This window comes from Agromyces allii (assembly GCF_009749385.1).
GTDB classification, from domain to species: domain Bacteria; phylum Actinomycetota; class Actinomycetes; order Actinomycetales; family Microbacteriaceae; genus Agromyces; species Agromyces allii.
The window spans coordinates 84,915-111,799 of the sequence record NZ_WBIN01000014.1 but is presented as its reverse complement, the minus strand read 5'-3'; the positions used below and the strand labels follow the sequence as shown (position 1 = coordinate 111,799).

Below are 26,885 nucleotides of genomic sequence, written 5' to 3'. Positions count from 1 at the left end.
CTCGACCCCGTCTGAGACGGAATGCCAGTTCCGCCTCATCGATTGAGGCGGAACTGGCATTCCGATTTCGGATCAGGTGAGCGCGAAGGCGGGCACTTCCGGCGGGTTGGGCGGGTTGGGCGGGGGCGGGGGCTGAGCGGGCTGGGCGGGCGCCGCGTCCGAACCGCGAGTCTGGCGGGCCCGTTCGACCGGCCTCAGCCGATCAGGCTCGGCTGCAGGTCGCGCAGCGTGCGGAAGTGCGTCATGCGGGTGACGCCGATCGCGGCGAGCACGAGCGCGCCGACCATCCAGATGAGCAGCACGAGCCCGTCGGACGCCGCCCGGCCGAGGTCGCCGCCGTACATGAACTGGCGCATCATGTCGACCACGTAGCCCATGGGCAGCACGTGGTGCAGTGCGGCGAGCGGTGCGGGCAGGGTCTGCCATGGGAAGGTTCCGCCGGCGGTCACGAGCTGCAGCACCATGAGCACGAGCCCGAGGAACTGCCCGACCGAGCCGAGCCACACGTTCAGCGCGAGGATGATCGCCGCGTACGTCGCCGAGGCGAGCACCATGACGCCGAGCGTGCCGAGCGGATGCGTCATCGGGAACCCGAGCGTCACCGCGAGCACCGTGAACAGGCCGATCATCTGCACCGCGCCCAGGATGCCGGGGGTCAGCCAGCCGGCGAGGGTCACCCGGATCGGCGAGTGCAGCGCCGTGATCGCGCGTCGCGAGATGGGCTTCACGATGAGGAAGAGCGCGTAGATGCCGATCCACCCGGCGAGGGCCGCGAAGAACGGCGCGAGCCCGGCGCCGTAGTTGCCGGCCTCGGTGAGCGCGTCGGTCTCGAGCGAGACGGGGTCGGCGATGGTCTTCGCCTGCGCGTCGCGCGTGGCCTGGTCGGAGTCGGGGATCTCGGCGGCGCCGTCGGCGAGGCCGGAGCGCAGCGTCTCGGTGCCGTCGGCGAGCTCGCCGAGCCCGTCGCCGAGCGTGCCGATGCCGTCGCGGAGAGTGGCGGCTCCGGAGGCCGCGGCGGACGCTCCGGCGGCGGCGGACTGCGCACCGGCGGCCAGCGTCGACGACCCGCTCGCGACCTGGGCGCTGCCGGCGGCGAGGCTCGACGAGCCGGCCGCGACCTGGGCGCTGCCGGCGGCGAGCTGGTCGATCTGCCCGACGACCTCCTGCACGCGGTCGTTGCCGGCGGAGATGTCGTCGGCGAGGGGATCGAGTCTGGCCAGCACCTCGTCGATGGTCGCCTGGTCGACGCCCGCGGCCGCGAGCCGTGCCGCGATGTCGGCGCGGGCCTCGGGCACGGCGGCGGCCGCCTGGCCCACGGCCGAGCCGACCCGATCGGCCGAGGCTGCGAGCTGCGCGTTGCCGTCGGCGACCTGCTGGGCGCCGTCGGCGAGCGTCGCGCTGCCGTCGGCCACCTGCTGGGCGCCGTCGGCGAGCGTCGCGCTGCCCTCGGCGAGCTGTTGCGTACCGGTCGCGAGCGCCGCGTTGCCGTCGGCCAGGGCGGATGCCCCGTCGCCGAGCTTCGTCGTGCCGTCGATCGCGGTGCCGGTGCCGTCGACGAGCTGCTGGGCGCCGTCGGCGGCCTCGACGATCTTGCCGCGGATCGTCGAGATCGAGTCGAGCAGCAGGGAGGCGGCCTCGCGGCCCACCTGTTCGGCGACGGTCGTGCGGATCGTCTTCACCGCCTGCTCGCCGATCGTGCCGGCGAGGTAGCTGTTCGCATCGCTCGTCTCGAGGATGATCTCGGCCTGCCGCGGTTCGTCGGTCTGGATCGACGCGAGCGCGTCGCTGAAGTCGGCGGGAAGCGTGATGACGAAGTCGTACGTGGAGTCGGCGAGGCCGTCGGCGGCCTGCTCGGCGGTGACCTCGTGCCAGTCGAAGGCGCCGTCGGCGATGAGCTCGTCGGCGACCTCGTCGCCCACGTTGCGCGCGGGGGAGTCGTCGGTGGCGGGCGAGCCCTCGTCGGCGACGACGAGCGCGACCGGCACCTCGTTGAGCTTCGCGTACGGGTCTTGGTTGGCCCAGAGGTAGAGCCCGCCGTAGAGCACGGGCACGGCGACGAGCGCGATGAGGGCGATCACCGACATGCGCGTCGAGAACAGGCGCCGGAACTCGGCGGCGATCATCTGCGGAACCTTCACGCGAGGCCTCCCTCGGCGATGACGTCGTGTTCGACCGACTCGTCGGGCTCGTCGCCCTGCATGCGCGCGAGCATGGTGTTGGCCGCGAGCGCGGCGGCCGAGGCGTCGCCCGCGATGACGAGCACTGCGAATCCGCGATCGGCGAGCGAACGGGCGAGATCCCACCATTCGACGGGGTCGCCGCCGTGCCGGTCGGGCGAGACGAGCACGAGTCCCTCGATGCCGTCGCGGAGGATCGCGAGCTCGGTCAGCAGGTGCAGGCGATCGCGCGGGTCGACGTTCGAGATGGGGATGCGCGCGACATCCGAGAGCCCCAGGTCGTTCAGCCAGTTCGCCACCGCGATCGGGTGCGACGGGATGCCGGCGAACATGAGCTCCTCGGCGGTGACCCCCGCGACGGTGATGTCGGGCGCGGGGTCGCTGACGCTCGGCGCGTCGACGAGGGCGATGCGGCGGCGGATCGCCGCGGCATCCGTTCGGCCGTCGATGAGCACAGAGCCCGACTCGGGTCGCATGCGCCCAGCGGCGATGAGCCCGAGCACGGAGGGCCGCTGCTCGGTCTCGGCGCGCGCGAGCGTGACCCGGCCCGATTCGTACGAGACGGTCGTGGTCGGCAGCACATGGGCGCGACGGCCCTTGGCGACGGCCTGCAGGTCGATCCTCATGCGAGGGCCTCCATGGCGAGTTCGGGGGTGGAGTCGATGAGTGCGGCGGCTTCGCGCCAGCCGAGGCCGGCCGTGCCGAGCACCGAGACCATGACGAGGCGGTGCCCTTCGGCGTCGCTGAGTTCGGTGACGGATGCCTCGAGCAGCACGGCGATGGCCGAGCGCTCGATGAGCCTGGCGAGCGTCTCGGGTGCGATGTCGGGCCGGATGCCGCCTTCGACGACGCCGCGCGCGACGATCGCGTCGAGGCGTTCGCGCACGGGGGCGAGCGCGGCGGCGACCCGCTCGACATGCGGTTCGCGCACGGCCATCGCGGCGAGCAGGCGAACGTGGCCGAGCGCATGCCAGAGGCGGGCGCCGAGCATCGCGAGCGCGGTCGGGGCGTCGGCGTGGTCGGTCTGGGTCGCGACGAGGTTGAGCCGCGTCGCGCCCGAGTCGATGAGCGCGGCCACGAGTTCGTCGCGGCCGGTGAAGTGGCCGTAGAGCGCACGGCGCGTGAGGCCCGCGGCGCTCGCGATGGCCTCGAGCGGGGCGTCGGGGTTCTCGCCCAGGGCTTCGGCGGCGGCGGTCAGCAGGGCCTGGCGGTTCGCGGCGGCATCCCGACGGGGAGCACGGCGAACCTCGTCGGTGATGGTCGGCATCTCCTCATCGTACAACAAACGTGCACACGCATGTGCAACTTATTCGAGGTGGGTCTCGAGACGCTTCGCTCCTCGACCGGCGACCTCGCGCACACCCGCCGGTCGAGGAGCGACGAAGGAGCGTCTCGAGACCAGCGCCCCCGCACGAGCTCTACTGCAGCGCCGACGTGAGCCGCGCGACCCCGTCGAAGAACGTCCGCGACAACGGCTCGCGGTTCCACTCCTCGAGCGTGAGCTCGCGCCCGGCGTCGCGGTAGCCCTGCTCGACCTCGCGCATGTCGGCCACGAACGAGGCGCTCCGCACCATGAGCGACACCTCGTAGTTGAGGTTGAACGAGCGGATGTCCATGTTGCTCGACCCGATGACCGCGACGTCGTCGTCGATCGAGAGGTGCTTGGCGTGCAGGATGTACGGCGCCGGATACAGCCAGATGCGCACGCCCGCCCGCAGCAGCGCGCCGTAGTACGAGCGCTGCGCGTGCCACACCGAGCCCTGGTCGCCGAGCTCCGAGACGAACAGCTGCACGTCGAGTCCGCGCAGCTTCGCCGACGTGATCGCGTACATCATCGCCTCGTCGGGCACGAAGTAGGGGCTCGTGATGATCACGCGCTCCTGCGCCGACGCGACGAGCGAGAGGAACAGCCGCAGGTTGTTCTCGTCGTCGTAGGCCGGCCCGCTCGGCACCACCTGGCACACGAGCGGGGCGGATGCCGCGGGCGCGCCGCCGTCTGCGGGCGCCGTCGTCGAGACGGGCACCGGGGCTCCGCCTCCCGCGCCGACCGTGCCGACCGCGCCGGCGTCCGCGTCCGCGTCCGCGCCCGCGCCCGAGCCCGAGCCGCCGACGACCGCCGCCTCGTCGAGTAGCTCGTCGGTCTCGGCGTACCAGTCGGAGCGGAACACCGCGTCGACCGACCGCACGACGGGCCCGGTGAGGCGAACGACGAGCTCCTGCCACATGAGCCCGCGCTTCTGGTTCTTCGGCGAGTCGTAGTCGCGCGAGATGAGATTCTGCGATCCCGTGTACGCGACGCGCCCGTCGACCACGACGAGCTTGCGGTGGTTGCGCAGGTCGGGGCGCTCGTAGTTGCCCTTGAACGGCTGGAAGGGCAGCAGGAAGTGCCACTGCACGCCGATGCGGTCGAGCTCGGCGAAGGTGGCCTCGTGCACGCTCACGCGGCGCGACGCGACGTGGTCGAGCAGCAGGCGCACGGTCACGCCGCGCGCCACTGCACGCTCCATGGCCGCGAAGAAGTCCCTCGTCACGTCGTCGAACGCGACGATGTAGAACTCCACGTGCGCGTACCGCTCGGCGGTGTCGATGTCGGCGGTCATCGCCGCGATCGAGGCTGCGTAGTCGCCGATGAGCTCGGCCGACTCGCCGGCCACGGCGGGCAGGGCGCCCAGACGGCGGTTCTGCTCGACGGTCGTCGCGAACCAGGCCGGCCACGCGGCATCCGGTTCGGGGGCGAGCACGGACGCACGCTCGTCGAGCACGCGGTTGATCTCGGCCTGCTTCGCCCGCCGTCGCTTCGAGAGCTTCACGTTGCCGATGAGCAGGAACAGCACGATGCCGACGAACGGGATGAGGAAGATCGCGAGCAGCCACGCCATGGCGGCGGTCGGCTTGCGGTCGCGCGGCACGATGATGAGCGCCGCGATGCGGATGCCGAGGTCGAGCAGCACGAGGAGGACGCCGATGAGGGTCGCGAGCTCGGTGCTCATCAGGCGTTCTCCGTCGCGATCGAGGCGGGTGCGGTCATCGTGACTCCTCGGAGATCGGGCCGGGGCGCGGCTCGGAGCGGCGCTCGGCGGGCGATGCACCGAGTATGGCACCGCAGCACCCGACGAGGGGCGGATGCCGCGGCATCCGCCCCTCGTCGTGTCGCCCTTGCGACAGGCGAAACGTGCACGGGTCGGCCCTCCAATTGGGGGTGGGTGAGAGGTGCCGGATGCCGGCCGAGCCCTGTCTGCCTCGCTGCGAGAGGAGTTGGATGGGGCGCAGAACTGAGAGGAGTTCATCATGCAGGCATCGAAGCGCAGGATCACGGCGATCCTGGCGGCAGTCCCGTTCGTTGCTCTGAGCGTGTTGGGCGGCGCCGCTGCCGCCAACGCGACCCAGGATCCGCCCGGTGACGACCACAAGGTCGCCTTCTGCCACGCCACGCACAGCGAGAAGAACCCGTACGTGTACATCGAGACCGACAACATCGCGGTCGTGCGCGCGCACTTCAAGCACCAGGACCAGGAGGACGTCTGGCCCGCCTTCACGTACAGCTGGAAGGGCGAGGTCGTCTCCTACGCCGGATCGGGCAACGACGCCTTCATCGAGCGCGGCTGCCGGTCGGGCGGCATCGGCTGACCTGCGGAGTTCGTCGAACGAGCAGAGACGAGTGGGGCCCGTTCCGATCGGAACGGGCCCCACTCGTATGCCGGATCACCCGACAGGTGCGGTGACTCAGTCGGTGCCGAGGTCGAACGCCGAAGCCTCGTTCGCGGCATCCGTCGCGGCCTCGAGGTCGGTCTCGCCCGAGCCCGCGAGGATCTGCGCCGCATCGCCGACCGTGAGGTCGCCGACGAGGGCCGCGGTCGCGCCGCCCACGAGGTTGAGGCGGGCGTACTGCTCGAGACGCGCGCGCGAGTCGGCGATGTCGAGGTTGCGCATCGTGAGCTGGCCGATGCGGTCTTCGGGGCCGAAGGCCTGGTCGCCGACGCGCTCCATCGAGAGCTTCTCGGGCTGGTAGCTGAGCGAGGGGCCCGTCGTGTTCATGATCGTGTAGTCGTCGCCGCGGCGCAGGCGCACCGTGACCTCGCCCGTGACGGCCGAGGCGACCCAGCGCACGATCGACTCGCGCAGCATGAGCGACTGCGGGTCGAGCCAGCGGCCCTCGTACATGAGGCGGCCGAGGCGGCGACCCTCGTTGTGGTAGTTCGCGATCGTGTCCTCGTTGTGGATCGCGTTGACGAGGCGCTCGTAGGCGAGGTGCAGCAGCGCCATGCCCGGAGCCTCGTAGATGCCGCGCGACTTCGCCTCGATGATGCGGTTCTCGATCTGGTCGCTCATGCCGAGCCCGTGACGGCCGCCGATGGCGTTCGCCTCGAGCACGAGCTCGACCGCGTCGTCGAAGCGCACGCCGTTGAGCGCGACCGGACGGCCCTGCTCGAACGTGATCGTGACGTCTTCGGCCGGGATCTCGACGGACTCGTCCCAGAACTTGACGCCCATGATCGGCTCGACCGTGGTGATGCCCTCGCTGAGCTCTTCGAGCACCTTGGCCTCGTGCGTCGCGCCCCAGATGTTCGCGTCGGTCGAGTACGCCTTCTCGGCGGAGGCGCGGTACGGCAGGTCGCGCTGCTGCAGCCACTCGCTCATCTCGGCGCGGCCGCCCAGCTCGGTGACGAAGTCGGCGTCGAGCCACGGCTTGTAGATGCGCAGGCGCGGGTTGGCCATCAGGCCGTAGCGGTAGAACCGCTCGATGTCGTTGCCCTTGTAGGTCGACCCGTCGCCCCAGATGTCGACGCCGTCTTCGAGCATCGCGCGCACGAGCAGCGTGCCCGTGACCGCGCGGCCGAGCGGGGTCGTGTTGAAGTACGCCTTGCCGCCCGAACGGATGTGGAACGCACCGCACTGCAGGGCGACGAGGCCCTCTTCGACGAGCGCGGCACGGCAGTCGACGAGTCGCGACAGCTCGGCGCCGTACTCGATGGCGCGCCCGGGAACCGCCTCGACGTCGGGCTCGTCGGGCTGGCCGAGGTCTGCCGTGTACGTGCAGGGGATCGCGCCCTTCTCGCGCATCCACGCGACCGCGACGGAGGTGTCGAGGCCGCCCGAGAAGGCGATGCCGACGCGTTCGCCGACGGGAAGACTGGAGAGGACTTTCGACATGCCCTCCAGCCTACCGGCGCGGGCGATTCCGCTCTGCCGGGGCGGATGCCGGTGGCGGGCGCCGTGAACCCGCTCAGGCGGGTGCCGTGAAGCCGCGTTGCGGCCTCGCGGGCGTCTGTAACCCCTCGCGATAAGGTTGAGTGTGACTGCAGACGAAACAGCACCAGAGCGCGAGACGGGTCTCGTCGACGAACCCGAGGTTCGGGAGGCGCTCGCCACCGCCGATCGCGGGTCCCTCGCCGCGGTGGTCTCGGAGCATCCGTCCTCGCCGCTCGCGTGGGCCGAGCTCGCCGATCTCGCCGACTCCGAGGGCAACGCCATCGCGTCGTTCGCCTATGCGAGCGTCGCCGTCGATCTCGCAGAGGAGCAGCTCGCGGCATCCGGATGGGAGCCCGGCGCAGCCGTGCCCTGGTCCGACGAGCCGAACCGCGCCTACCTGCGCGCCCTCGACGCCAAGCGTCGCGCCGCCTCGCAGCTCGGCCTCGAGCAGCACGTCGTCACGCGTCTCGCCGACGAGCTCGCGAGCGCCGACGCCGAGGCCCCCGGCCGCATCGCGTCGGAGTTCACGCCCACCCAGGTCATCACCATCGTGACCCCCGACCTGCTCTTCGCGCAGGCCGAGGCCACGGCAACAACCGGCGACCAGGTCGCCGAACCCGTCGCGCTCGACGCGGCCGGAGAGGACTGAAATGCCCGCAGCCGTCCTGATCGGTGCACAGTGGGGCGACGAGGGGAAGGGCAAGGCGACCGACCTGCTCGGCTCCCGCCTCGACTACGTCGTCAAGTTCAACGGCGGCAACAACGCCGGGCACACCGTGGTCGTGGGTGACGAGAAGTACGCCCTGCACCTGCTGCCCTCCGGCATCCTCACGCCTGGCGTGACCCCGGTCATCGGCAACGGCGTGGTCGTCGACGTCGAGGTGCTCTTCGAGGAGCTCGAGGGCCTCGCCAGTCGTGGGGTGGATGTCTCGCGGCTGAAGATCTCGGCCAACGCGCACCTCATCACGCAGTATCACCGCACGCTCGACAAGGTCACCGAGCGCTTCCTCGGCAAGCGCCAGATCGGCACGACCGGTCGCGGCATCGGCCCGGCCTACGCCGACAAGATCAACCGGGTCGGCCTGCGCATGCAAGACCTGTTCGACGAGAACATCCTGCGCCAGAAGGTCGAGGGCGCCCTCGACCAGAAGAACCACCTGCTCGTCAAGGTCTACAACCGTCGCGCGATCGCCGTCGACGAGATCGTCGAGGAGCTGCTCGGCTACGTCGACCGCCTGCGCCCCATGGTCACCGACACCGCGCTGCTGCTGCACCAGGCGCTCGAGCGCAACGAGACCGTGCTCTTCGAGGGCGGTCAGGCGACCATGCTCGACGTCGACCACGGCACGTACCCCTTCGTCACGTCGTCGAACGCGACGAGCGGCGGCGCCGTCACCGGTTCGGGCATCGCGCCCAACAAGATCGACCGGGTCATCGCGGTCATCAAGGCCTACACGACACGCGTCGGCGCGGGCCCGTTCCCGACCGAGCTGTTCGACGAGTGGGGCGAGTTCCTCAGCGAGAAGGGGCACGAGTTCGGCACGACCACCGGTCGCCGTCGTCGCACCGGATGGTACGACGCGCCCATCGCCCGCTACACCTCGCGCATCAACGGCGTCACCGACTTCGTGCTCACCAAGCTCGACGTGCTCACGGGCATCGAGAAGATCCCCGTCGCGGTCGCCTACGACGTCGACGGCCAGCGCTTCGACGAGGTGCCGGTCTCGCAGTCCGACTTCCACCATGCGACGCCCGTCTACGAGGAGTTCCCCGGCTGGACCGAAGACATCACGGGCGCGCGCGAGTTCTCCGACCTGCCCGCGAACGCGCAGTCCTACGTCCGCGAGCTCGAGGCCCGGTCCGGGTCGCGCATCTCGGCGATCGGCGTCGGCCCCGGCCGCGACGAGATCATCCAGCTGCACGACCTGCTCGCCTGAACGACTGACCCCATGCCGGAGCCCGGCGTCGTGACCACGACGCCGGGCTCCGGCATCCGTCCGTCGGGAGAGGCCGGCGAAGCCGCTCCCAACGGCTAGTTGGACCCGCTGAGCCCGTGGAGCATCTTCGCGAGCTGCTCCTGCACCTGCGCGTCGTCGACCTCGAAGATGGCGTAGCTGATGCCCGCGGTCTGGATCGGCCGGTTCGGATACTGCTTATAGCTGGGGAGGACGCTGAGGAGGCGGGCGGCCATCTGCGGCAGCTGCCAGGTCTTCTCGGCATAGCTCGTCATGAAGATGTCGTAGCGCTCCTGCGGGTCCTGCCAGAGGTCGAAGAGCTTCGGCACGATCGCCGTGTACGAGCTCGGCCCGCGCCATCCGTCGCGGACGTTCCACACGGCCTTCCACTTGCCGAGCCGGATCGCGCCCGGGATCATCTCGGTCTCGGTCATGTAGAACCAGTGGTCGCGGGTCGACGGACCCTCTCCCCGGAGGAGCGCGCTCTGGTCGTAGCTGTCGAAGATGGTCGGCTCGCCGTCGCGGTCTTCGGTCGGGAGGTCGACCCCGGCGATGCTCGCGAACGTCGCCATGAGATCGAGCGAACCGACGATCTCGGAGTTGCGACGGCCGGCCTCGATGGTGCCGGGCCACCAGGCGATGGCCGGCACGCGGCTGCCGCCTTCGTAGTCGGTGCCCTTCGTGCCGCGGTACGGCGTGTAGCCGCAGTCGGGGTAGACGTCCTGCCACGCGCCGTTGTCGGTCGTCCAGACGATGAGCGTGTCCTCGGCGATGCCAAGCTCCCGCACCTTGTCGACCACCTGACCGACCCGATGGTCCAGCTCGACGAGCGAGTCGAGGTACTTCGACTTCGCGAGGGACGCACCCTCGAAGTCGGGGTGGGGCAGGTTCGGCTGGTGCAGCTTGGCGGTGTTCAGGTACAGGAAGAACGGGTTCTCGCCGTTCGCATGGTCGTCGAGGTACTTCAGGGCGATGTCCGTCGACTTCTCGTCGATGAACGGGATGTTGGAGGAATCGATCTTCTCGACCTCGTGCGCCTTCTCGCCGGCCTTGCCCTCGAGCGCGCCGATGACGTTGCCCCACATCTTCATGGTCGCCTCGTCGTCGAACGGGAAATCGGGGTTGTACGCCTTGTCGGTGTACGTGTACGCGTTGAGGTGGTACAGCGTCGTGTTGTACATCTCGTCGAAGCCGTGCGCGATCGGCATCGCGTAGTCCGCCTCGCCGACATGCCACTTGCCGATCTGGCAGGTGTCGTAGTCGGCCTTCTTGAGTACGCTCGCGAGGGTCCACTCGGCTGCGGGCAGGCCGCCGCCCTCTCCGGGAAATGCGACGGTGGTCATGCCGCTGCGGATCGGCAGACGGCCCGTGAGGGCCGCAGCGCGCCCGGGCGTGCAACTGGGCTGCCCGTAGAACGACATGAACTGCAGGCCCTCGGCCGCGAGCCGATCGAGGTTCGGTGTCGGGGCGCCGCGATTCTCCCCGCCGCCGTAACACCCGAGGTCACCCCAACCCACGTCATCCGACATGAACAGGATGATGTTCGGCTTACCAGTCATCTTCTGCGTCTCCCCCGCGTGACGAACAACCGTTCCGTTCGGACGCTATCAGGGCGAGGGCGACGAAGTCACCCCCCTTGGGGTTGCGTGGACGGAGACGGTGTCGCCGCCCGAACGGAGCACGGTGAGCGGGTACGCAACGGTTTCCCCCGATCGCCCGCTGAATCCGCGTATCCCCGCACGAGACGATCGTCCGGTGCGACCCTGCCTTCACCGGGCTCTTCCATCGCGCCGTCCCCCCTCGATAGGGTCGGAGCACGGGCGCTTCACCTACCGTGCGTCCGCGGCAGCTCTGGGGCTGTGGGGGCTGGGGGAAGTGATGTCGGTCGTTCGACGCGTGCTCGCCGGGGTCGGCGCGATCATCCTGACGGCGGCACTGGCGACGCCGGCGGCCCTGCCGGCCGTCGCGGCTCCGGATGATGCCGAGTTCACCACGTTCTCGAAGGTGGTCACACCGCCGAACAATTCGCCGTACGCAGCGGGCGAGCAGTTCAGCTACACCATCACGATGACCTGCAACAGCCCCATCGTCGACATCTGCGTCGCCGCGCACGTCTCCGACACGCTGCCGGCGCCGCTGGTGTTCGACCCGACCGTGCCGAATCCGGTCGTCGTCTCCGGGGCCGGAACCCCCGCGCCGACCGTCACGATCGGTGACGGCGACTTCGACGTCGCGTTCAACCAGAACGGCACCGCCGGCACCGGCCTCGTCACGGGCCAGCAGGTGAGCATCACGGTCTTCGTGCAGGTGCCCGATGACGCGAGCGCCGACTACGACGGCCCCATCACGAACACCGCTACGGCGGCGGCCGACAACGCCCTGCCGAAGGATGCCCCGGCGACGACCGACCTCGACATCCCCGAGGTGCTCGACTCCGACGTGACCAAGACGGTCGACGACCACGTGGCCGACGGGCAGTCCATCCCCGCCCTGCCCGATCAACCGGTCGACTACACGATCGGCGGCGGCAACGCCTCGAACCGGTCCGTCGACGAGATCGTCGTGCAGGACCCGGCCGACGGGGTCGCGAGCCCGTTCGACAGCTACCTCGACTTCACCGGCATCACCTCGATCACGCCGCCCGCCGGTGCCGACCAGGTGCAGATCGAGTACCTCGACGCCGACGGCAACTGGGTCACGACCTACCCCACCGGACCGATCCCGACCGACTTCACGAACATCCCGGATGTCCCGGACGACCAGGTGCACGGTCTCAGGTTCACGTTCTCGTCGTCGACCGGCCAGCTGCCTCCGACCCCGGACGACCAGCAGGCTGCGATCGGCATCTCGAGCGAGACGAACGACGAGGTGCTCGACATCCCGCTCGACCAGTCGGTGACGGTGCCGAACACGGCGTCGTCCAACGTCGTGGTCGACGACCGCACGAACACGCCGAAGACCGCCGACGGCACGGTCGACATCAGCAACACCGGCCCGACCGTCGACACCGAGAAGTCGTTCGCCGACCCGACGCTGCTCGGCGGCGCCACCACCACGGCGACGATCGAATCGACGAACGGCCCTCGGCCGGTCACGTCGATGACCATCGACGAGCCGTCCGCCGGGCAGCCGAACCTCGCCGACCAGGGCCTCGTCTTCGGCGGGTTCGCCGCCGGAGTCGAATGGCCGCCGAACGCCGACGCCGTCGCCGTCACCTACACCTACGCCGACGGCACGACCGAGACGCTCGACGGCACCACCCCGAACGAGATCCCCGACCCGACCGGTGACCCGGCCGACGTCGTCGGATTCTCGGTGACCTTCACCGGACCGATCCAACAGAACGCGATCGCCGAGATCCCGTTCGACGTCACCGCCGATCCGGTCGACGGGCAGCTCGATGTCGTGAGCACCAACCAGACGACGACCACGGTCACCGATGCGACCGGTCAGGACGGCGAGGACACGGATGCCGCGGACATCACGCGGCAGCCGGCGCGCGTCTCGACCAACGTGACCAAGCAGATCGTGCAGGACGAGGTCTGGGATATCCCGGGCAGCACGACCGACGTGACCCTGTTCGCGGACGTCAACGCGGACGGCGACAACGCTTCGACGGTCGGCGCCGACTCGCTCGTGATCAGCGACCCCGACGACCCGCAGCCGGGCGATCCGGTCTCCCCGTTCTGGAACACGTTCGACGCGAAGCAGCTGTCGGCCGGTGTGCCCGCGGACGCCAACCTGACCGTGCAGTACTGGGACGGGACCGAGTGGGTGACGTTCCCGGGAGCGGAGCTGATCGAGGGCCAGACCACCTGGAACTACTCGGTGCCCGCCGACCTCCAGGACGACGTGCAGGGCATTCGCTTCGTCTACACGCCGAAGCCCGGCCAGACGCTGCCGCCCGGGTTCCAGGTGACGCCGACGATCCAGGTCGCCACGCGCGCGGACTTCCGCGACGGCTCGGGCAGCGTGCACGACGCGGCCGAGGCCGCCGACCCGCTCAACGTGCCGAACACGGCCTCGTCGGATGTCACCAACCCCGACGACACCTCGCCCGACGACAACCACGCGACCGACGGCGACGACATCGACGTGAACCCGTGGCCGCCGGACGGCCCGGGCGTCGACCTGATCGACAAGGTGTGGCTCGAGGAGGACGTGCCGGCGTTCACCGACGAACAGCGCACCGCCCGCATCAGCTGGTCGACGCAGGGCGTGCCGTTCGACTCGGTGCAGATCACCGACGACCCGACCGCCGGTGCCGACTTCTCGAACATCGCGGCATCCGCCTACGACGCCTGGGACCTCGCCGCGATCGAGGCGATCGATGCGTCGCTCGACCCGTTGATCGTCTACGACCGCATCGAGACGGTCGAGCTGTACGACGACACGGCGGATGCCTGGGTCGACGTGACGGCGGCGGCGTGCGGCGCGGCCGACACCACGGGTACCGCCTGCGACGGGGGGTTCCCGCGCTTCGAGCTCTCGGAGGCGCAGCGCGCATCGACGCTCGGCGTGCGTCTCACCTATGTCGAGGGTTCGAACCGCGGAGCGGGTACCGGCCCGGCGCCCGGTTCGGGGGTGGCGTCTTCGACCGGGAACGGGCGGGGGCTCGACCTCACGTTCCAGCTTCGGCAGGAGAAGCGCTCCGACGGCGGACCGGTGGTCGGCACGCTCCACGATGAGACCTACAACTCCGGCCTGAACGGCGTCGTGACCAACACGGTCGGCATCGAGGGATTCGGGCCGGCTCCCGTCGACCCCCAGACCGATGTCGACGACATCACGATCACCGACACGACCGTGAACGTCTCGGTCTCGAAGACGTTCGACCAGGACACGATCCCGATCCCGCCCGCGAACGCGCCGCAGGGGGACTACCCGCTGGTGACCGCGACCGTCACGGCGCGCAACGAGACCGAGGCGAACATCGCCGAGCTCGTCGTGTCGGATCCCGCCACCCCGCCCGCGGCCGCGACAGACACCTACAACGTGTTCAACCTGTACGCGATCGGCACGATCAGCGTGCCCGCCGAGGCGACCGAGACGATCGTGACGCTGACCCGTGAGGGCGGCGGCACCGACGAGTACTCGATCGCGGAGGCGCAGGCGCTCACGCCCACCGACCTCCTCGACGTGATCGGTGTCAGCGTGCTGCACCACGACCCCGATCGCGTCGCCATTCTCACCACCGAGCAGACGAGCGTCGTGCTGACCTACCAGCTGCGCGAATTCCTCCGCGACGATCCCTCCGCACGACCCGAGCAAGGCGCAGTCGTCACGAACGTCGCGTCGGCCGACGCGACCCGCCCGGGCGGTGCAGCCACCGACGAAGCGCACGGCACCGACGATGACAACATCCAGTTCGTGCCGGCGACCTACGGGGTGCTCGCAGGCAAGAACATCTCGCCCGCGTCGCGCTACGAGGACGAGTCGCCCGACGGGTACACCATCAGGATCGGCGGGCAGCCCACGGGCAACGTGCGCACGACCGTGCTCACCATCACCGACGACCAACCGACGTTCTGGAACGCGTTCGAGTTCGCCTCGTTCCCGGTCGCGACCATGCCGGCCAACCTGGATCAGATCCGGGTCTCGGCCCTCGTCGGCGTCGACTACGCCGTCGACGGAGGAACGGGCGAGCTCGTGCAGACCTGTGGCGGCGACACCGACCTCACCGCGTGCTGGGTCGTGGGCACGTGGCAGGACGTCGCGGCGGACAACACGGTGACGCCGTCGCTGCCGACCGGCGTCGACGAAGCGTCCGTCCGTGGAATCCGATTCGACGTGCGCCAAGACGAAGACGAGACCAACTGGGAGAACCCGCGCAACCCGATCGTCGCCTTCTCGTTCACGGCCGACCGGCTCGAGAACCTGCACGCCGGCCCGAACGGCGAGGTCGACTCGTACCCCGTGCCATCGACCCTTCCCGGCCTCGAGACCGCGCCCGGTGAGACCGTGCAGGGCACGACGACCGACGTCGTCGACGTGCACGGCAGCGGTTCCTGGGACACGCCGGAGGGAGTGACCTGGGAAGCCGATGCCGACGCGCAGGACACCACGCAGCTGCTGCACCGGCCGAACGCGATCAGCGTGGCGAAGTCGCCGGGCAACGGGCAGGACGGTGCCGATTCGCAGCAGTTCCCCCCGGCGGCCGAGATCCCCTACGTGATGACGATCACGAACACGGGTGACTGGCAGATGACGGGGCTCGAGCTCACCGACACCATCGCCTCGGACGCGTCCGGCTCGTTCCTCGTGCCGGTGCCCGGGGCCGATCCCGTGTTCGAGTTCGCGCTGACCGACGCCGACGGCAACACGCTGCCGGCCGACGGCTTCAGCGGGTCGCTCGACACGTCGACGGGCGTCGTGACCATCACCGTGCCCGACGACTTCGTGTTCGCGCCGGGCGACGTGCTCGTCATCGCCGCGCACCTGCAGTTCCGTGACGGGCTCGCTCCCGGCACCCCCGTCTCGAACTCGATCACGGCGACGAGCGATCGCGACTTCGAGACCTGCGACTACACCCACCTCAACCAGCAGAGCCCCGAACCGCTCTCCGACACCCCGTCCTGCACCGCGGACACCACGGTCACCCCCCAGCCGGCGGCGCCGATCTCGCTGCGCAAGTCGGTCAAGGGCGTCGGCGCGGGCGTACCCGGCGCGGCCCCTGGTGACCCGAACTACGACGACCTCGGCGTGCTCGCGGTTAACGGCGACGCCGATTCCTGCGCCGAGCCGAACGCCGCCAACGGCTACTACGTCAACAACTGCGTGCCGATCACGCGGCCCGGAGGGGTCGAGGAATGGCAGATCGAGTTCACCAACCAAGGCAACGTGCCGGCGGATGCGATCGGCGGCATCGACGTGCTGCCTGCGGTCGGCGACACCGGCGTCGTCGTGGGGTCGCCCCGAGGGTCGCAGTGGGCGCCCGTCTACATCGGCAACATCGGGATCCGGTCTGCTCCGGGCGTCTTCGCCTACTACATGACCAGCGTGCCGAATCAGGCCTGCAATGCGGCGGACATCCAGTACAGCATCCTGAGTGCACCGATCCCCGATACCGATCCGTGTGCAGCCGACGTGAACTCGCGCGCGTGGATCCCCTACGACGCCTCGACGCCTCCTGAGGAGCTCGCGACCGCGCGCGCCACGAAGCTCGTGATCGACTACCCCGAGGGAGCGGCCCTGCAGCCCGGAGCGAGCGGGTCCATCACGTTCCAGACGCAGACCCCCGCATGGATCCCGGATGCCTACGACACCGATCTGCCGATCGCGTGGAACACCCTCGCCGCAGGCTCGCGGGCCACCTTCCAAGGCGCCGAGTACTACCAGGGACCGGTCGAGCCGGTGCGAGCGGGCGTCGCGTTCCCGGTGGGCGAGATCGACCTGCAGAAGTCGCAGGTGGCGCCCGAGTCGTTCCCGTTCCCGCTGCCGGACTCGTACGACTTCGACGTGCAGTGCAACTCGCTGGGCGAAGACGTGGACCTCGTCGACGACGCGGGCGCACCCGTCTCGCCGGTGGCGGTGCCCGCCGACGGCACGCTCGTCGAGGTGGGGTCCGGGACCACGCTTCCGCTCTATGCCGACTGCTCCGTCGCCGAGCTTCCTGCACAGGGCTCGACGGTGACCTACGACCCGACCGGGGTCAACGGCAGGTCCGGCCCCGTCGTCGCCCGAAGCGACTTCAGCGACCGCACCGACATCGACCACCCGTTCCCGGCCGAGCCGGTCGAGGACGCCACGGTCACGGTCACGAACACCTATGAGATTGGCGGCTTCACGATCTCGAAGGACGTCGTCGAGAGCGACGCGGTCGACCAGGACGGCGACCCGATCGCCGCCGACCCGGAGTTCGGCTTCACCGCGAGTTGCGAGTGGCTCGGCGTCGACGTGGTGCTGCCGGACGACCGCACGTTCACGCTGCACGACGGGGAGAGCAAGGAATTCGCGCCGCTCCCGGTGGGTGCGAACTGCACCGTCACCGAGACGGATGCCGCGGGCGCGACGAGCACGAGCATCGTGCTCACCGAGGACGGCGCCGACACAGATCTCGGCGAGACGGCGAGCGCCGACTTCACGATCCTCCCCGACGCGGAGGACGGCACCCACCTGACGGCGCTCGCCGTGACGAACGAGTACACGTCGGGGTCGCTGTCGATCGCGAAGGACGTGACCGGCACCGGCGCCGACGCGTGGGCGCCCGACGAGTTCACCGTGCACCTCGTCTGCACGTGGGACCAAGCGACCGAGAACCCGGTCTACGAGGACGACCTGGTCATCCCGGCGAACGATGCCGTGACGGTCGGCCCGCTCCCGACCGGTGCGGACTGCGTCGTGACCGAGCCCGATGACGGCGGAGCCACCGGTGCACCGACGATCGAGCCGGCATCCGTCACGATCGGGGTCGAGGGCGACGACGGCGACCCGGTCACCGTCACCGTGACGAACGACTTCCGCACCGGCGGGTTCGTGATCGAGAAGAGCATTGCGGGTTCGGGCCTCGAGTACAGCGAAGACGTCGAGTTCGACTTCGAGTACACGTGCACCTACGAGGGTGCACCCGTCGACGAGGGCACCCTCACGATCACGGGCGACGGCACGGCCGGTCCGCTGACCTCGCAACAGGTCACGGGCCTGCCGGTGGGCACGGACTGCACCGTCACCGAGACCGGCAACGGCGGGGCCGACTTCACGCCGCCGCCCGTGAACGTCACGATCCCCGACCAGACGACCGCGGGCGTGGAGACGATCGCGACCGCGCCGATCGAGAACCGGTTCACCGCGGCATCCGTCGCCGTGACGAAGGTCGTCACGGGAGACGCCGGCGAGATCCCCGAGATCGCGGGCGCGACGTACACGGTGCACGTGACGTGCTCGCTGACGGACGGCGGCACCCCGTCGTTCGACGGCGACGTGCAGGTCACGGGCGGCACGTCGACGACGATCACCGATCCGGCGACGGGCGACCCGCTGCTGCTGCCCGTCGGCACGCACTGCTGGGGCGATGAGACCGATGACGGCGGCGCGACGGATGCCTCGGTCGACTTCGATTCGTTCGACAACGCGGTCATCGTCGATGTCAACGACGGCGACGAGCCCGAGACGCTCGCGATCACGGCGACGAACACGTTCGACGTCGGTGAGATCACGGTGGCGAAGGACCTCGCCGGCAACCCCGACCACGCCGAGGGCTTCACCTTCGAGATACTCGTGACCTGTACATTCGACCGCGGCGACGGCAACGCACCGATCGTGGTCTACGACCAGGAGCCGGTCGAACTCGAGGGCGGCGAGTCCGTCACCCTCACCGACATCCCGATCGGCTCGGAGTGCTATGCCGAGGAGCCCGATCAGCAGGGTGCGACCGACGTGCAGATCAGCGCGACGATCGACGATCCGGTCGAAGTGGTCGCGGGTGCCGACATCGAGATCACGGTGACCAACGAGTACCTCGATGCCGGGTTCACGGTCGCGAAGTCGGTCGACGAGGGTGGGGCCATCGACCACGACGGCGTCCCGATCGCCTACGACTCCGTGTTCGCCTTCACCGCGGTCTGCACCTTCGAGGGCGGGACCGTGCTCGACGAGACGTTCGAGCTGTCCGACGGCGACGAGCGGACCTTCGGGACCTTGCCGGCCGGCGCAGAGTGCACCGTCACCGAGACCGATGCGGCCGGAGCGCCGTCGACCGCTATGACGTTGACCGTCGACGGCGTCGACACCGATCTCGGGGACACCACGAGCGCGACGTTCACGCTGTTCCCCGATGTCGAAGGCGAAGAGGTGATCTCGCTCGAGGTGACGAACGTCTACACGGTCGGCTCGCTCACCATCGCGAAGAACGTGACGGGCACCGGCGAGGAGGCGTGGGCTCCCGACGAGTTCACGGTGCACCTCGTCTGCACGCTCGCCGCCGCCGACCCCGACACGGTCTACGACGCCGACGTCGTCGTGCCCGCCGACGGATCCACGACGGTCGGCACGCTCCCGACCGGCGCGGACTGCGTCGTGACCGAGCCCGACGATGCGGGCGCCACGGGCGACCCGGTGATCGCCCCGGCATCCGTGACGATCGGCACCGAGGGTGATGCGGGCGACCCGGTCACGGTCACGGTCACGAACGACTACCGCACCGGCGGGTTCGTGGTCGAGAAGACCATCACGGGCTCGGGCATCGGATTCACCGAGGACGTCGAGTTCGACTTCGAGTACACCTGCGTCTACGAGGGGCAGACCGTCGACGAGGGCGACCTCACGATCTCGGGCGACGGTACCGCCGGACCGCTGGCGTCCGCCACGGTCACCGGTCTCCCGGTGGGCAGCGAGTGCGACATCACCGAGACGGGCGACGGAGGGGCGGATGCCGTTCCGGCTCCCGTGACCGTCACGATCGCCGACCAGCAGACGGCCGGCGTCGAGGAGGTCGCGACCGCGGCGTTCGAGAACCGCTTCACCGCGGGCACGATCGCCGTGACGAAGGACGTCACCGGAACCGGTGCCGGTCTGCCGGGCATCGCCGACGCCACGTTCACGGTGCACGTGACCTGTTCGCTCACCGACGGCGGAACCCCGCTGTTCGACGGCGACGTGCAGGTGACCGGCGGCGAGACGGTGACCGTGCTCGACCCCGCCACCGGCCAGCCGCTGCTGCTGCCGCTCGGCACGCACTGCTGGGGCGACGAGACCGACGACGCGGGCGCGACGGACGCCTCGGTCGACTTCGGCTCCTTCGACGACGCGGTGATCGTCGTGGCATCCGACTCGGACGAGCCCGAGGCGCTCGGACTGACCGCGACGAACCGGTACGACCTGGCCGAACTCTCGATCGAGAAGGACGTCACGGGCAACCCCGACCACGCCGAGGGCTTCACGTTCGAGATCCTCGTGACCTGCACCTTCGATCGTGGGCCGGGCAACCCTCCGCTCGTGATCTACGACCAGGAGCCGGTCGAACTGCAGGGCGGCGAGGTCGTGACCCTGTTCGAGATCCCGATCGGATCCGAATGCTACGCCGAGGAGCCCGACCAGCAGGGTGCGTGGGATGTCGACATCAGCGCGACCGAAGACGACCCGATCGTCGTCGGCACGCAGGAGGACATCACCGTCACCGTCACGAACGACTACCCCGACGCCGGATTCACGGTGAGCAAGACGGTCGCGACCGATGCGGTCGATCAAGACGGGAACCCGATCTCGACGCAGCTGCTCTTCGACTTCTCGGCGACCTGCACGTTCGAGGGCGAGACGGTGCTCGACGAGGACTTCGCACTCCGAACGGGCGAGGAGCAGTCGTTCAGCGAGCTCCCGGCCGGTGCGGAGTGCACGGTGTCCGAGACGGCGCGGCCCGGGGCCCAGACCTCACTGGTGCTGACGCAGGGCGATTCCGACGCAGGGACGACCGTGTCCGGAAACGACGTCGACTTCACCCTGCTGCCCGATGATGACGAGGGCGAGGCCGTGACGCTCGTCGCGTACACCAACACGTTCCCGGTCGGGTCGATCGAGATCACGAAGGCGGTCACCGGAACGGGGGCGGATGCCTGGGGCGGCACCTTCGGCGACTTCGAGGTGCGGTTGGTCTGCGTCAACCTCAACGCGGATCCGCGGGTCGTGTACCTCGACACGCACACCCTCACGAAGGACGCCCCCGGCAACGTCTGGACGGTTCCGAACATCCCGACGGGCACGGACTGCCGGGTCACGGAGCTCGACGACGGCGGGGCCACCGAGGCGACCGTCGATCCTGAAGAGGTCAGGATCCTGGACGACGAGACGGCCGAACCGGTGCAGGTCACGATCACGAACGACTTCCGAACCGGTGGCCTCGACGTGCTGAAGGCCATGATCGGCCCCGGCACCGAGGCCTTCTCGCCCGGGACGTACGTGTTCGGCGTCGAGTGCACCTACGAGGGGCAGACGGTCGTCGACGACGAGTTGACGGTCGAAGCCGACGGCACGCACGGGCCCTTCCGCAGCGACACGATCACCGGCATCCCGGTCGGCGCGGAGTGCGTCGTCACCGAGACGGATTCGGGATCCGCCGACGAGACGCCGCCCCCGACGACCGTCACGATCCCCGACCAGGAGACCGACGGCATCGAGTCGGTCGTGAACGCTGGTTTCGTGAACGGGTTCTCGCTCGGCACGGTCGAGGTCACGAAGGACGTCGACGGTGACGGTGCCGACGCGTCGTACGCGACCGACGCCGTCTACACCGTGCAGGTCACCTGCCAGGTGGAGGTCGCCGACGTGCTCGTCACGGTCTTCGACGGTCCGGTCGAGGTCACCTCCGGCACCACGACGGTGGTCGTCGACGCCGACGGCGAGCCCGTGAAGCTGCCGTTCGGTGCGCACTGCTACGGCGAGGAGACGGACGCCGCGGGCGCGACGCGCTCGAGCGTCGACTTCGACTCGTACGACAACGCCCAGGTCATCGAGTCGGCCGAGCGTGCGCAGGTGCTCACGATCACCGCGACGAACACCTTCGACACCGGAGTGCTCGAGCTGCAGAAGACGGTGAGCGGTGCGACCGACCAGGCGGACGGCAAGACCTTCACGGTCGCGCTGACCTGCACCTTCGATCAGGGTGACGTCAACGACGTCTACACGCTGTTCGATGCCGAGCCCGTGCTCATCACGGCGGGCGAGACGGTCTCGGTCGTCGACCTCCCGATCGGCACCGAGTGCTGGGCCGAGGAGACCGACGCCGGCGGTGCGGTCGAGGTGGTGATCAGCGCCACCGAGGCCGACCCGGCGATCGTCGGCGCCGACGGGCCCGTGACGCTCACGGTCGACAACCGCTTCGATCCGCCGCTGCCCTCGACGGGGGTCGACGGCGAGGCCATGACGATCGCCCTGCTGGCGGCGGTCGGCCTGCTCGGCGGCGGGCTCGGCATCCTCGCAGTGGTGATCGTGCGGCGACGCCGCCGGCTCGGCTGAGCCGCGACGGCCGCCGCCGCGGCCTGCATGACAGAGGGCGGGCGCCACGCGGCATCCGCCCTCGGTCGTGCGTGAGATCGCGGTCTACTGGTTGCCCACCGACTTGTCGATGTTGGCCTTGATGTCGTCGATCATGCCGTCGTGCTCGTCGGGCGCGACCTTCTTGACCGCCTCGCCGATTCCGTCGAGGACCTTGTCGCTGATGTCCTCGGCCTGTTCGCTCTTCAGAACCTCCTGGATCTTGTCCTTGTTCTGTTCGATGAATTCCCCGGCCTGCTTGGCGAGGTCGTCGAATCCGGCCATGCTGTTCCCCCATATCTGCGGCGTCGTCGCCGGTCGAGACCAGCCTACGTTCACGCCCCACGCGCGAGAAAGGGCTCTGGAACGCACCTGGAACGTTTCGACGCGTCGGGAAGGTGCGCGCTCAGATCCTCACGGGGAAGGTCAACAGGATAGCCAGGCCGACGACCGCCACGACGATCGCGAGTCCGAGCAGGGTGCGCACCACCCACGGCTGCAGCTCGCGCTGCGACATCGCGGTCAGGAAGAGCACGAGGGCGAACAGCACGGTCAGGATCGAGTAGTCGTCGCCGCGCTGGTTGTTCTCGAGCGCGGCGGCGAACTTCTCGTCGGCGCGATCGTTGAACTCGGCTGCTTCGGCGGTTCCCGGTGGGACGTAGGCGTCGAGCGCGAAGGGGCCCCGCGCTTCGCGCCCGCCGGCATCCCAGGCATCGAACGCGATGCGGAACTCGGGCGTGAATCGTTCCTCGATGTACGTCGCGAGCTGCGCGTCACCCTGTGCGGTCGCGAGCACCCACTGCACCCAGATCGATTGGTCGCTCGCCCTCGCATCGCGCGCCTCGCTCGAATAGTCGGTCGCCTGCACTCGCGCGCTCGAAGCCTGGCTGAACGCGATCGACATCTCGCCGCCCCACTTCGAGGACTGGAAGCCGCACCAGGCGGTCAGCACCGCGACGGCGGAGAGCAGGAACACCGCGACGGCGTCGATCACTCGCTTACGGACGACGTCGCTGCGACGGGCGGCCAACCCGGGCGCCGGTTCGAGCGGACCGGAACCGGGCTGGACGGGATCGCTGGGCGTCGGCTCGCTCATCTGCTGATTCTGCATCACCTCCCATGAGAAGCGTTCGAGCGCGCGGGCCTGTCGGCGGACGGGTTCACGGGTGCGGCCCGGCTCTGCACGGTGAGGCCGTCGCACACGCGGGAACCGTCGGAGCATGACGGCCATCGCCGGTGTGCGAGACTCGTGCGGTGACTGCCCGGATCCCCGCTGCCGAGCCGCTCGTCGGCCGATTCATCCGTCTCACGCCGTTCGTGCCCGACGACGTGCCCGAGCTCGCGAAGGCCCTGCGCAAGCCGGCGGTGTTCGCGGGCGGCTACGGGGGAGGCCCGGCCGGTCTCCCGGCCGACGACGCCGCGTTCGAGCGGTTCGCGCTCTCGTACTACGCGGGCGGCCCGCTCGCGCTGCCCTGGACGGTTCGACTGCAGGGCGGCGACCACGACGGCCGCGTCGTCGGCGCGACCAAGTTCGCCGACCTCGACCTGACGAACGAGTCCGCCCACATCGGCTGGACCGCGTACGACCCGCGCGTCTGGGCGGGCGGAGTGAACGTCGAGGCGAAGCTGCTGCTGCTCGGCATGGCGTTCGACCACGGCTTCGGCCGGGTGAAGCTGCAGGCCGACAGCCGCAACGAGCGTTCGCGCGCCGCGATCCTGCGGTTGGGTGCGACGTTCGAGGGCATCGCGCGTCGCCACAAGATCCGCGCCGACGGCAGCTGGCGCGACTCGGCGGTCTACTCGATCCTCGTCGACGAGTGGCCCGAGGTGCGGGCGGGGCTCGAGGCGCGGCTGGTGGCGCGCGGCGACGACCCGGTGCAGCTGGTCGGCGCGTAGCCGCGCTTCAGAACCAGAGCTCGATCGCGCCGTCGATCAGGGCCGCGGTGCCGCCGGCGTAGGCGATCGCGATCACGGCGATGCGCGCCGCATGGTGCGGGATGCGCCGGTGCAGCAGCTCTCCCGCGACGAGTCCGGCGAGCAGGGCGCCGATGACGATGGGCCACGAGCCCGGTGCCAGCTCGGGGATCGCCCAGCCGGTCTGCGCGAGCTTCAGCACGAGCGAGGCGGTGCCGATGACCACGAAGTAGGGCTGCAGGGTCGCGGCGAAGCGCGCCTGCGGCCACCTCGTCGCGACGGCGTAGACGCTGAGGGCCGGCCCGCCGACGCCGGCCGCGGCGTTCATGATGCCGGATGCCGCACCCGCCGCGAGTGCCGGTGGCAGGCCGTGCACGACGTGCTCGGCGCGCGTCACGAGCAGCGTGGCGGTGAGGGCGACGATGACGAGCGCGCCGATGATCACCTGCAGGGGAGCACCCGGAACGTGCGCTGCGATGACCGCGCCGACCGCCGTGCCCACGAGGGCCGGAACGACGAGCATCGCGAACCGGCGCCACTCCACGAACCGCCACACCCTCGGCAGGATGATGAGCGACGAGACGATGGCGCAGAGGTTCACGACGATCACGCCGTCGAACGGGCCGAGCAGGATGACGAGGGCGGGCGACGCGACGAGCGCGAAGCCCATGCCGGTGACGCGCTGTGCGAAGGCGCCCACGAGTACGGAGAGGGCGACGGCGACGAGCACCGCAGTATCCTACGTGCGCTGGTCGTGGCCGCCGGCCGCCGCCGTGACGAGCGCGGTCGCCAGGGCTGTACACCGCGTCTGCCCGCCCCACCTCGCCGGTCGAGGAGCGAAGCGTCTCGAGACCAGCGCCGCCCGCCCCCGTTCGCCTCAGCGCACCCGCTCTGGCGTATGCAGCCGCGCCAGGAACGCATCCGTCCCGCGCGGTCGCCGCCGTCGGTCGACCCGCGACACGAGCACCGTCACGAGCAGCGCGAGCGGCACGGTCCATGCGGCGGGCTGCTCCAGGAACGGGCGGATGCCGGGCGCCGCCGCCGCGATCGCCCCGCCGCCGAGGATCGCCGCCCCCGAGAGCACGGCGCCCGTGAGCATGCCCGAGACGGCGCCGCGCGGCGTGAGTCCCCGCCACCAGATGCCGAGCAGCAGCATCGGGCAGAGGGTCGAGGCGGTGAAGGCGAACACGAGTCCGACGCTGCCGGCGAGCCCGGTCGACTCGGTCGCGAGGGCGACGATGAGCGGCACGAACGACGACAACACGGCGGCGATGCGGAATCCGCGCACGCTGCCGCCGAGCAGGTCCTGGCTGATGACGCCCGCGAGCGACACGACGAGGCCCGACGAGGTCGAGAGGAACGCCGCGAACGCGCCCGCGATCACGAGGGCGGTGAGCACGTCGCCGCCCCATCCGGGGAGGAGCCGGTCGGGCAGCACGAGCACGAGTGCATCGGCGTCGCCCGAGGCGACGAGGTCGGGCGCGAACGCCCGGCCGAGCAGGCCGAAGATCGTCGGGAACAGGTAGAAGACCGAGAGCAGCACGAGCACGATGACGGTCGTGCGCCGCGCGGCGTCGCCGTCGGGGTTCGTGTAGAAGCGCACGAGCACGTGCGGCAGGCCGAGGGTTCCGAGCAGCAGCGCGACCATGAGCGAGACCGTGCGGTACGGGTCGAGGTCGCCCGGGCCGGCCGTCGGCGGGAACGCGTCCGCCGCCTCGAGCGAGGGCTCGACGCCGCCGACGAGGATGAGTAGCACGATCACGGGTACGGCGATCGCGGTGAGCTTCAGCCAGAACTGGAACGCCTGCACGAACGTGATCGAGCGCATGCCGCCGGCGGCGACGACCACGGCGACGATCACCGCGACGGCGAGCGAACCGGCCCACGAGGGGAGTCCGGTCGTGATGCGTACGGCGAGGGCCGCGCCCTGCAGCTGCGGCACGATGTAGAACCAGCCGATGACGATCACGAGCGTGCTCGTCACGAGCCTGGCGGTGCGCGACTCGAGCCGGGCCTCGGTGAAGTCGGGGATCGTGTAGGCGCCCGAGCGGCGGAGCGGTGCCGCGACGAACAGCAGCAGCATGAGGTATCCGGCCGTGTAGCCGATCGGGAACCAGAGCCCGCCCGCGCCCGACGTGAGGATGAGCCCGGCGATGCCGAGGAAGCTCGCGGCCGAGAGGTACTCCCCGCCGATGGCCGACGCGTTCCACCACGGGCGCACGGTGCGCGAGGCGACGTAGAAGTCGCTCGTCGTGCGCGAGACGCGTAGGCCGTAGAACCCGATGAGGGCCGAGGCGAGCGCGACGGCCGCGATCGCCGCATAGCTGATCGCGGCGTTCACTCGGCCTCCGTGAGCGCTCGGTACCGCTCCTCGTTGCGCGCGGCGGCGCGCGCGTAGAGCACCGCCACGGTGATCGCGAGCGGATACACGCCCACCGCGAGCAGCAGCCACGACAGCGGCACGCCGAACACGAACGACGCGTCGAGCACGGGCGAGAGCACGATCGCGAGCACGAACAGCGCCGTCGCGACCACGAAGCCGGCGGCGTACGTGATGCCGAGCCGCAGCTGCGAGCGGATCAGCGACCGCACGTAGACGCTCTCGGGCTCGCTGCCCTTGGCGGCGTCACCCGTGGTCGACGGTCGGGCGGATGCCGCGGCCGCACCGGTGCTCGGAGCCGTCACC

16 protein-coding genes are annotated in these 26,885 nt (G+C 70.0%); 5 read left to right on the top strand and 11 right to left on the bottom strand.

Features of this window, described 5'->3' with window-relative positions; genetic code table 11:
- Window positions 1–194 precede the first annotated feature (194 nt).
- The 4 genes from GQR16_RS17490 to GQR16_RS17475 all read right to left on the bottom strand — a co-directional run bounded on the left by GQR16_RS17490 (window position 195) and on the right by GQR16_RS17475 (window position 5,167).
- Entirely contained in the window at window positions 195–2,138 is a 1,944-nt protein-coding gene (locus GQR16_RS17490; RefSeq protein WP_157416444.1) for a YhgE/Pip domain-containing protein, read from the bottom strand.
- A complete protein-coding gene (locus GQR16_RS17485) occupies window positions 2,135–2,803 on the bottom strand; it encodes a hypothetical protein (RefSeq protein WP_211373567.1) in 669 nt (222 codons plus the stop codon). The genes GQR16_RS17490 and GQR16_RS17485 overlap by 4 nt, the downstream gene beginning before the upstream one ends.
- Window positions 2,800–3,444 (bottom strand): TetR/AcrR family transcriptional regulator, encoded by a 645-nt coding sequence (locus GQR16_RS17480; RefSeq protein ID WP_157416443.1) that lies wholly within the window; start codon window positions 3,442–3,444, stop codon window positions 2,800–2,802. The genes GQR16_RS17485 and GQR16_RS17480 overlap by 4 nt, the downstream gene beginning before the upstream one ends.
- A 151-nt stretch (window positions 3,445–3,595) precedes the next feature.
- On the bottom strand, window positions 3,596–5,167 hold the full coding sequence (locus GQR16_RS17475; protein WP_157416442.1) for a phospholipase D-like domain-containing protein: 1,572 nt from the start codon (window positions 5,165–5,167) through the stop codon (window positions 3,596–3,598).
- Between the two features lie 298 nt (window positions 5,168–5,465).
- On the opposite strand from GQR16_RS17475, the gene GQR16_RS17470 reads away from it, so the two are divergent.
- Complete coding sequence (locus GQR16_RS17470; protein ID WP_157416441.1) at window positions 5,466–5,804, top strand: hypothetical protein; 339 nt, start codon at window positions 5,466–5,468, stop codon at window positions 5,802–5,804.
- 96 nt (window positions 5,805–5,900) lie between these two features.
- Here the strand turns inward: GQR16_RS17470 and argG are convergent, their stop codons facing one another.
- Entirely contained in the window at window positions 5,901–7,328 is a 1,428-nt protein-coding gene (gene argG / locus GQR16_RS17465; RefSeq protein WP_157416440.1) for an argininosuccinate synthase, read from the bottom strand.
- A 142-nt stretch (window positions 7,329–7,470) separates the two neighbouring features.
- On the opposite strand from argG, the gene GQR16_RS17460 reads away from it, so the two are divergent.
- Together GQR16_RS17460 and GQR16_RS17455 are read left to right on the top strand one after the other, a co-directional pair.
- Window positions 7,471–8,016, top strand: a complete 546-nt coding sequence (locus GQR16_RS17460; protein ID WP_170298551.1) for a DUF3151 family protein — start codon at window positions 7,471–7,473, stop codon at window positions 8,014–8,016.
- Window position 8,017: 1 nt separating this feature from the next.
- A complete protein-coding gene (locus GQR16_RS17455; protein ID WP_157416438.1) occupies window positions 8,018–9,304 on the top strand; it encodes an adenylosuccinate synthase in 1,287 nt (428 codons plus the stop codon).
- Window positions 9,305–9,399: 95 nt separating this feature from the next.
- Here GQR16_RS17455 and GQR16_RS17450 read toward each other — a convergent pair whose 3' ends face one another.
- Window positions 9,400–10,881 carry an arylsulfatase gene (locus GQR16_RS17450; protein WP_157416437.1) on the bottom strand — a complete coding sequence of 494 codons (1,482 nt, stop codon included), beginning with the start codon at window positions 10,879–10,881 and terminating at the stop codon, window positions 9,400–9,402.
- Window positions 10,882–11,200: 319 nt separating this feature from the next.
- Between GQR16_RS17450 and GQR16_RS17445 the strand changes: the two genes are divergently transcribed.
- Window positions 11,201–22,267 (top strand): DUF5979 domain-containing protein, encoded by an 11,067-nt coding sequence (locus tag GQR16_RS17445; RefSeq protein ID WP_157416436.1) that lies wholly within the window; start codon window positions 11,201–11,203, stop codon window positions 22,265–22,267.
- An 84-nt stretch (window positions 22,268–22,351) separates the two neighbouring features.
- Here GQR16_RS17445 and GQR16_RS17440 read toward each other — a convergent pair whose 3' ends face one another.
- Complete coding sequence (locus GQR16_RS17440; RefSeq protein WP_157416435.1) at window positions 22,352–22,570, bottom strand: hypothetical protein; 219 nt, start codon at window positions 22,568–22,570, stop codon at window positions 22,352–22,354.
- Window positions 22,571–22,691: 121 nt separating this feature from the next.
- Window positions 22,692–23,381: a hypothetical protein gene (locus GQR16_RS17435; RefSeq protein WP_246200914.1), complete on the bottom strand. Its 690-nt coding sequence runs from the start codon at window positions 23,379–23,381 to the stop codon at window positions 22,692–22,694.
- A gap of 158 nt (window positions 23,382–23,539) precedes the next feature.
- On the opposite strand from GQR16_RS17435, the gene GQR16_RS17430 reads away from it, so the two are divergent.
- Entirely contained in the window at window positions 23,540–24,181 is a 642-nt protein-coding gene (locus tag GQR16_RS17430; RefSeq protein WP_157416434.1) for a GNAT family N-acetyltransferase, read from the top strand.
- Between the two features lie 7 nt (window positions 24,182–24,188).
- Here GQR16_RS17430 and GQR16_RS17425 read toward each other — a convergent pair whose 3' ends face one another.
- From GQR16_RS17425 to GQR16_RS17415, 3 genes are all read right to left on the bottom strand, one after another.
- The gene (locus tag GQR16_RS17425; RefSeq protein ID WP_157416433.1) at window positions 24,189–24,929 is read right to left on the bottom strand and encodes a sulfite exporter TauE/SafE family protein; all 741 of its coding nucleotides are present in this window, start codon (window positions 24,927–24,929) and stop codon (window positions 24,189–24,191) included.
- 147 nt (window positions 24,930–25,076) lie between these two features.
- On the bottom strand, window positions 25,077–26,540 hold the full coding sequence (locus GQR16_RS17420; RefSeq protein ID WP_157416432.1) for a sodium/solute symporter: 1,464 nt from the start codon (window positions 26,538–26,540) through the stop codon (window positions 25,077–25,079).
- Complete coding sequence (locus GQR16_RS17415) at window positions 26,537–26,884, bottom strand: DUF485 domain-containing protein (RefSeq protein ID WP_246200913.1); 348 nt, start codon at window positions 26,882–26,884, stop codon at window positions 26,537–26,539. Before GQR16_RS17415 ends, GQR16_RS17420 begins: the two co-directional genes overlap by 4 nt.
- Window position 26,885: the final 1 nt, after the last annotated feature.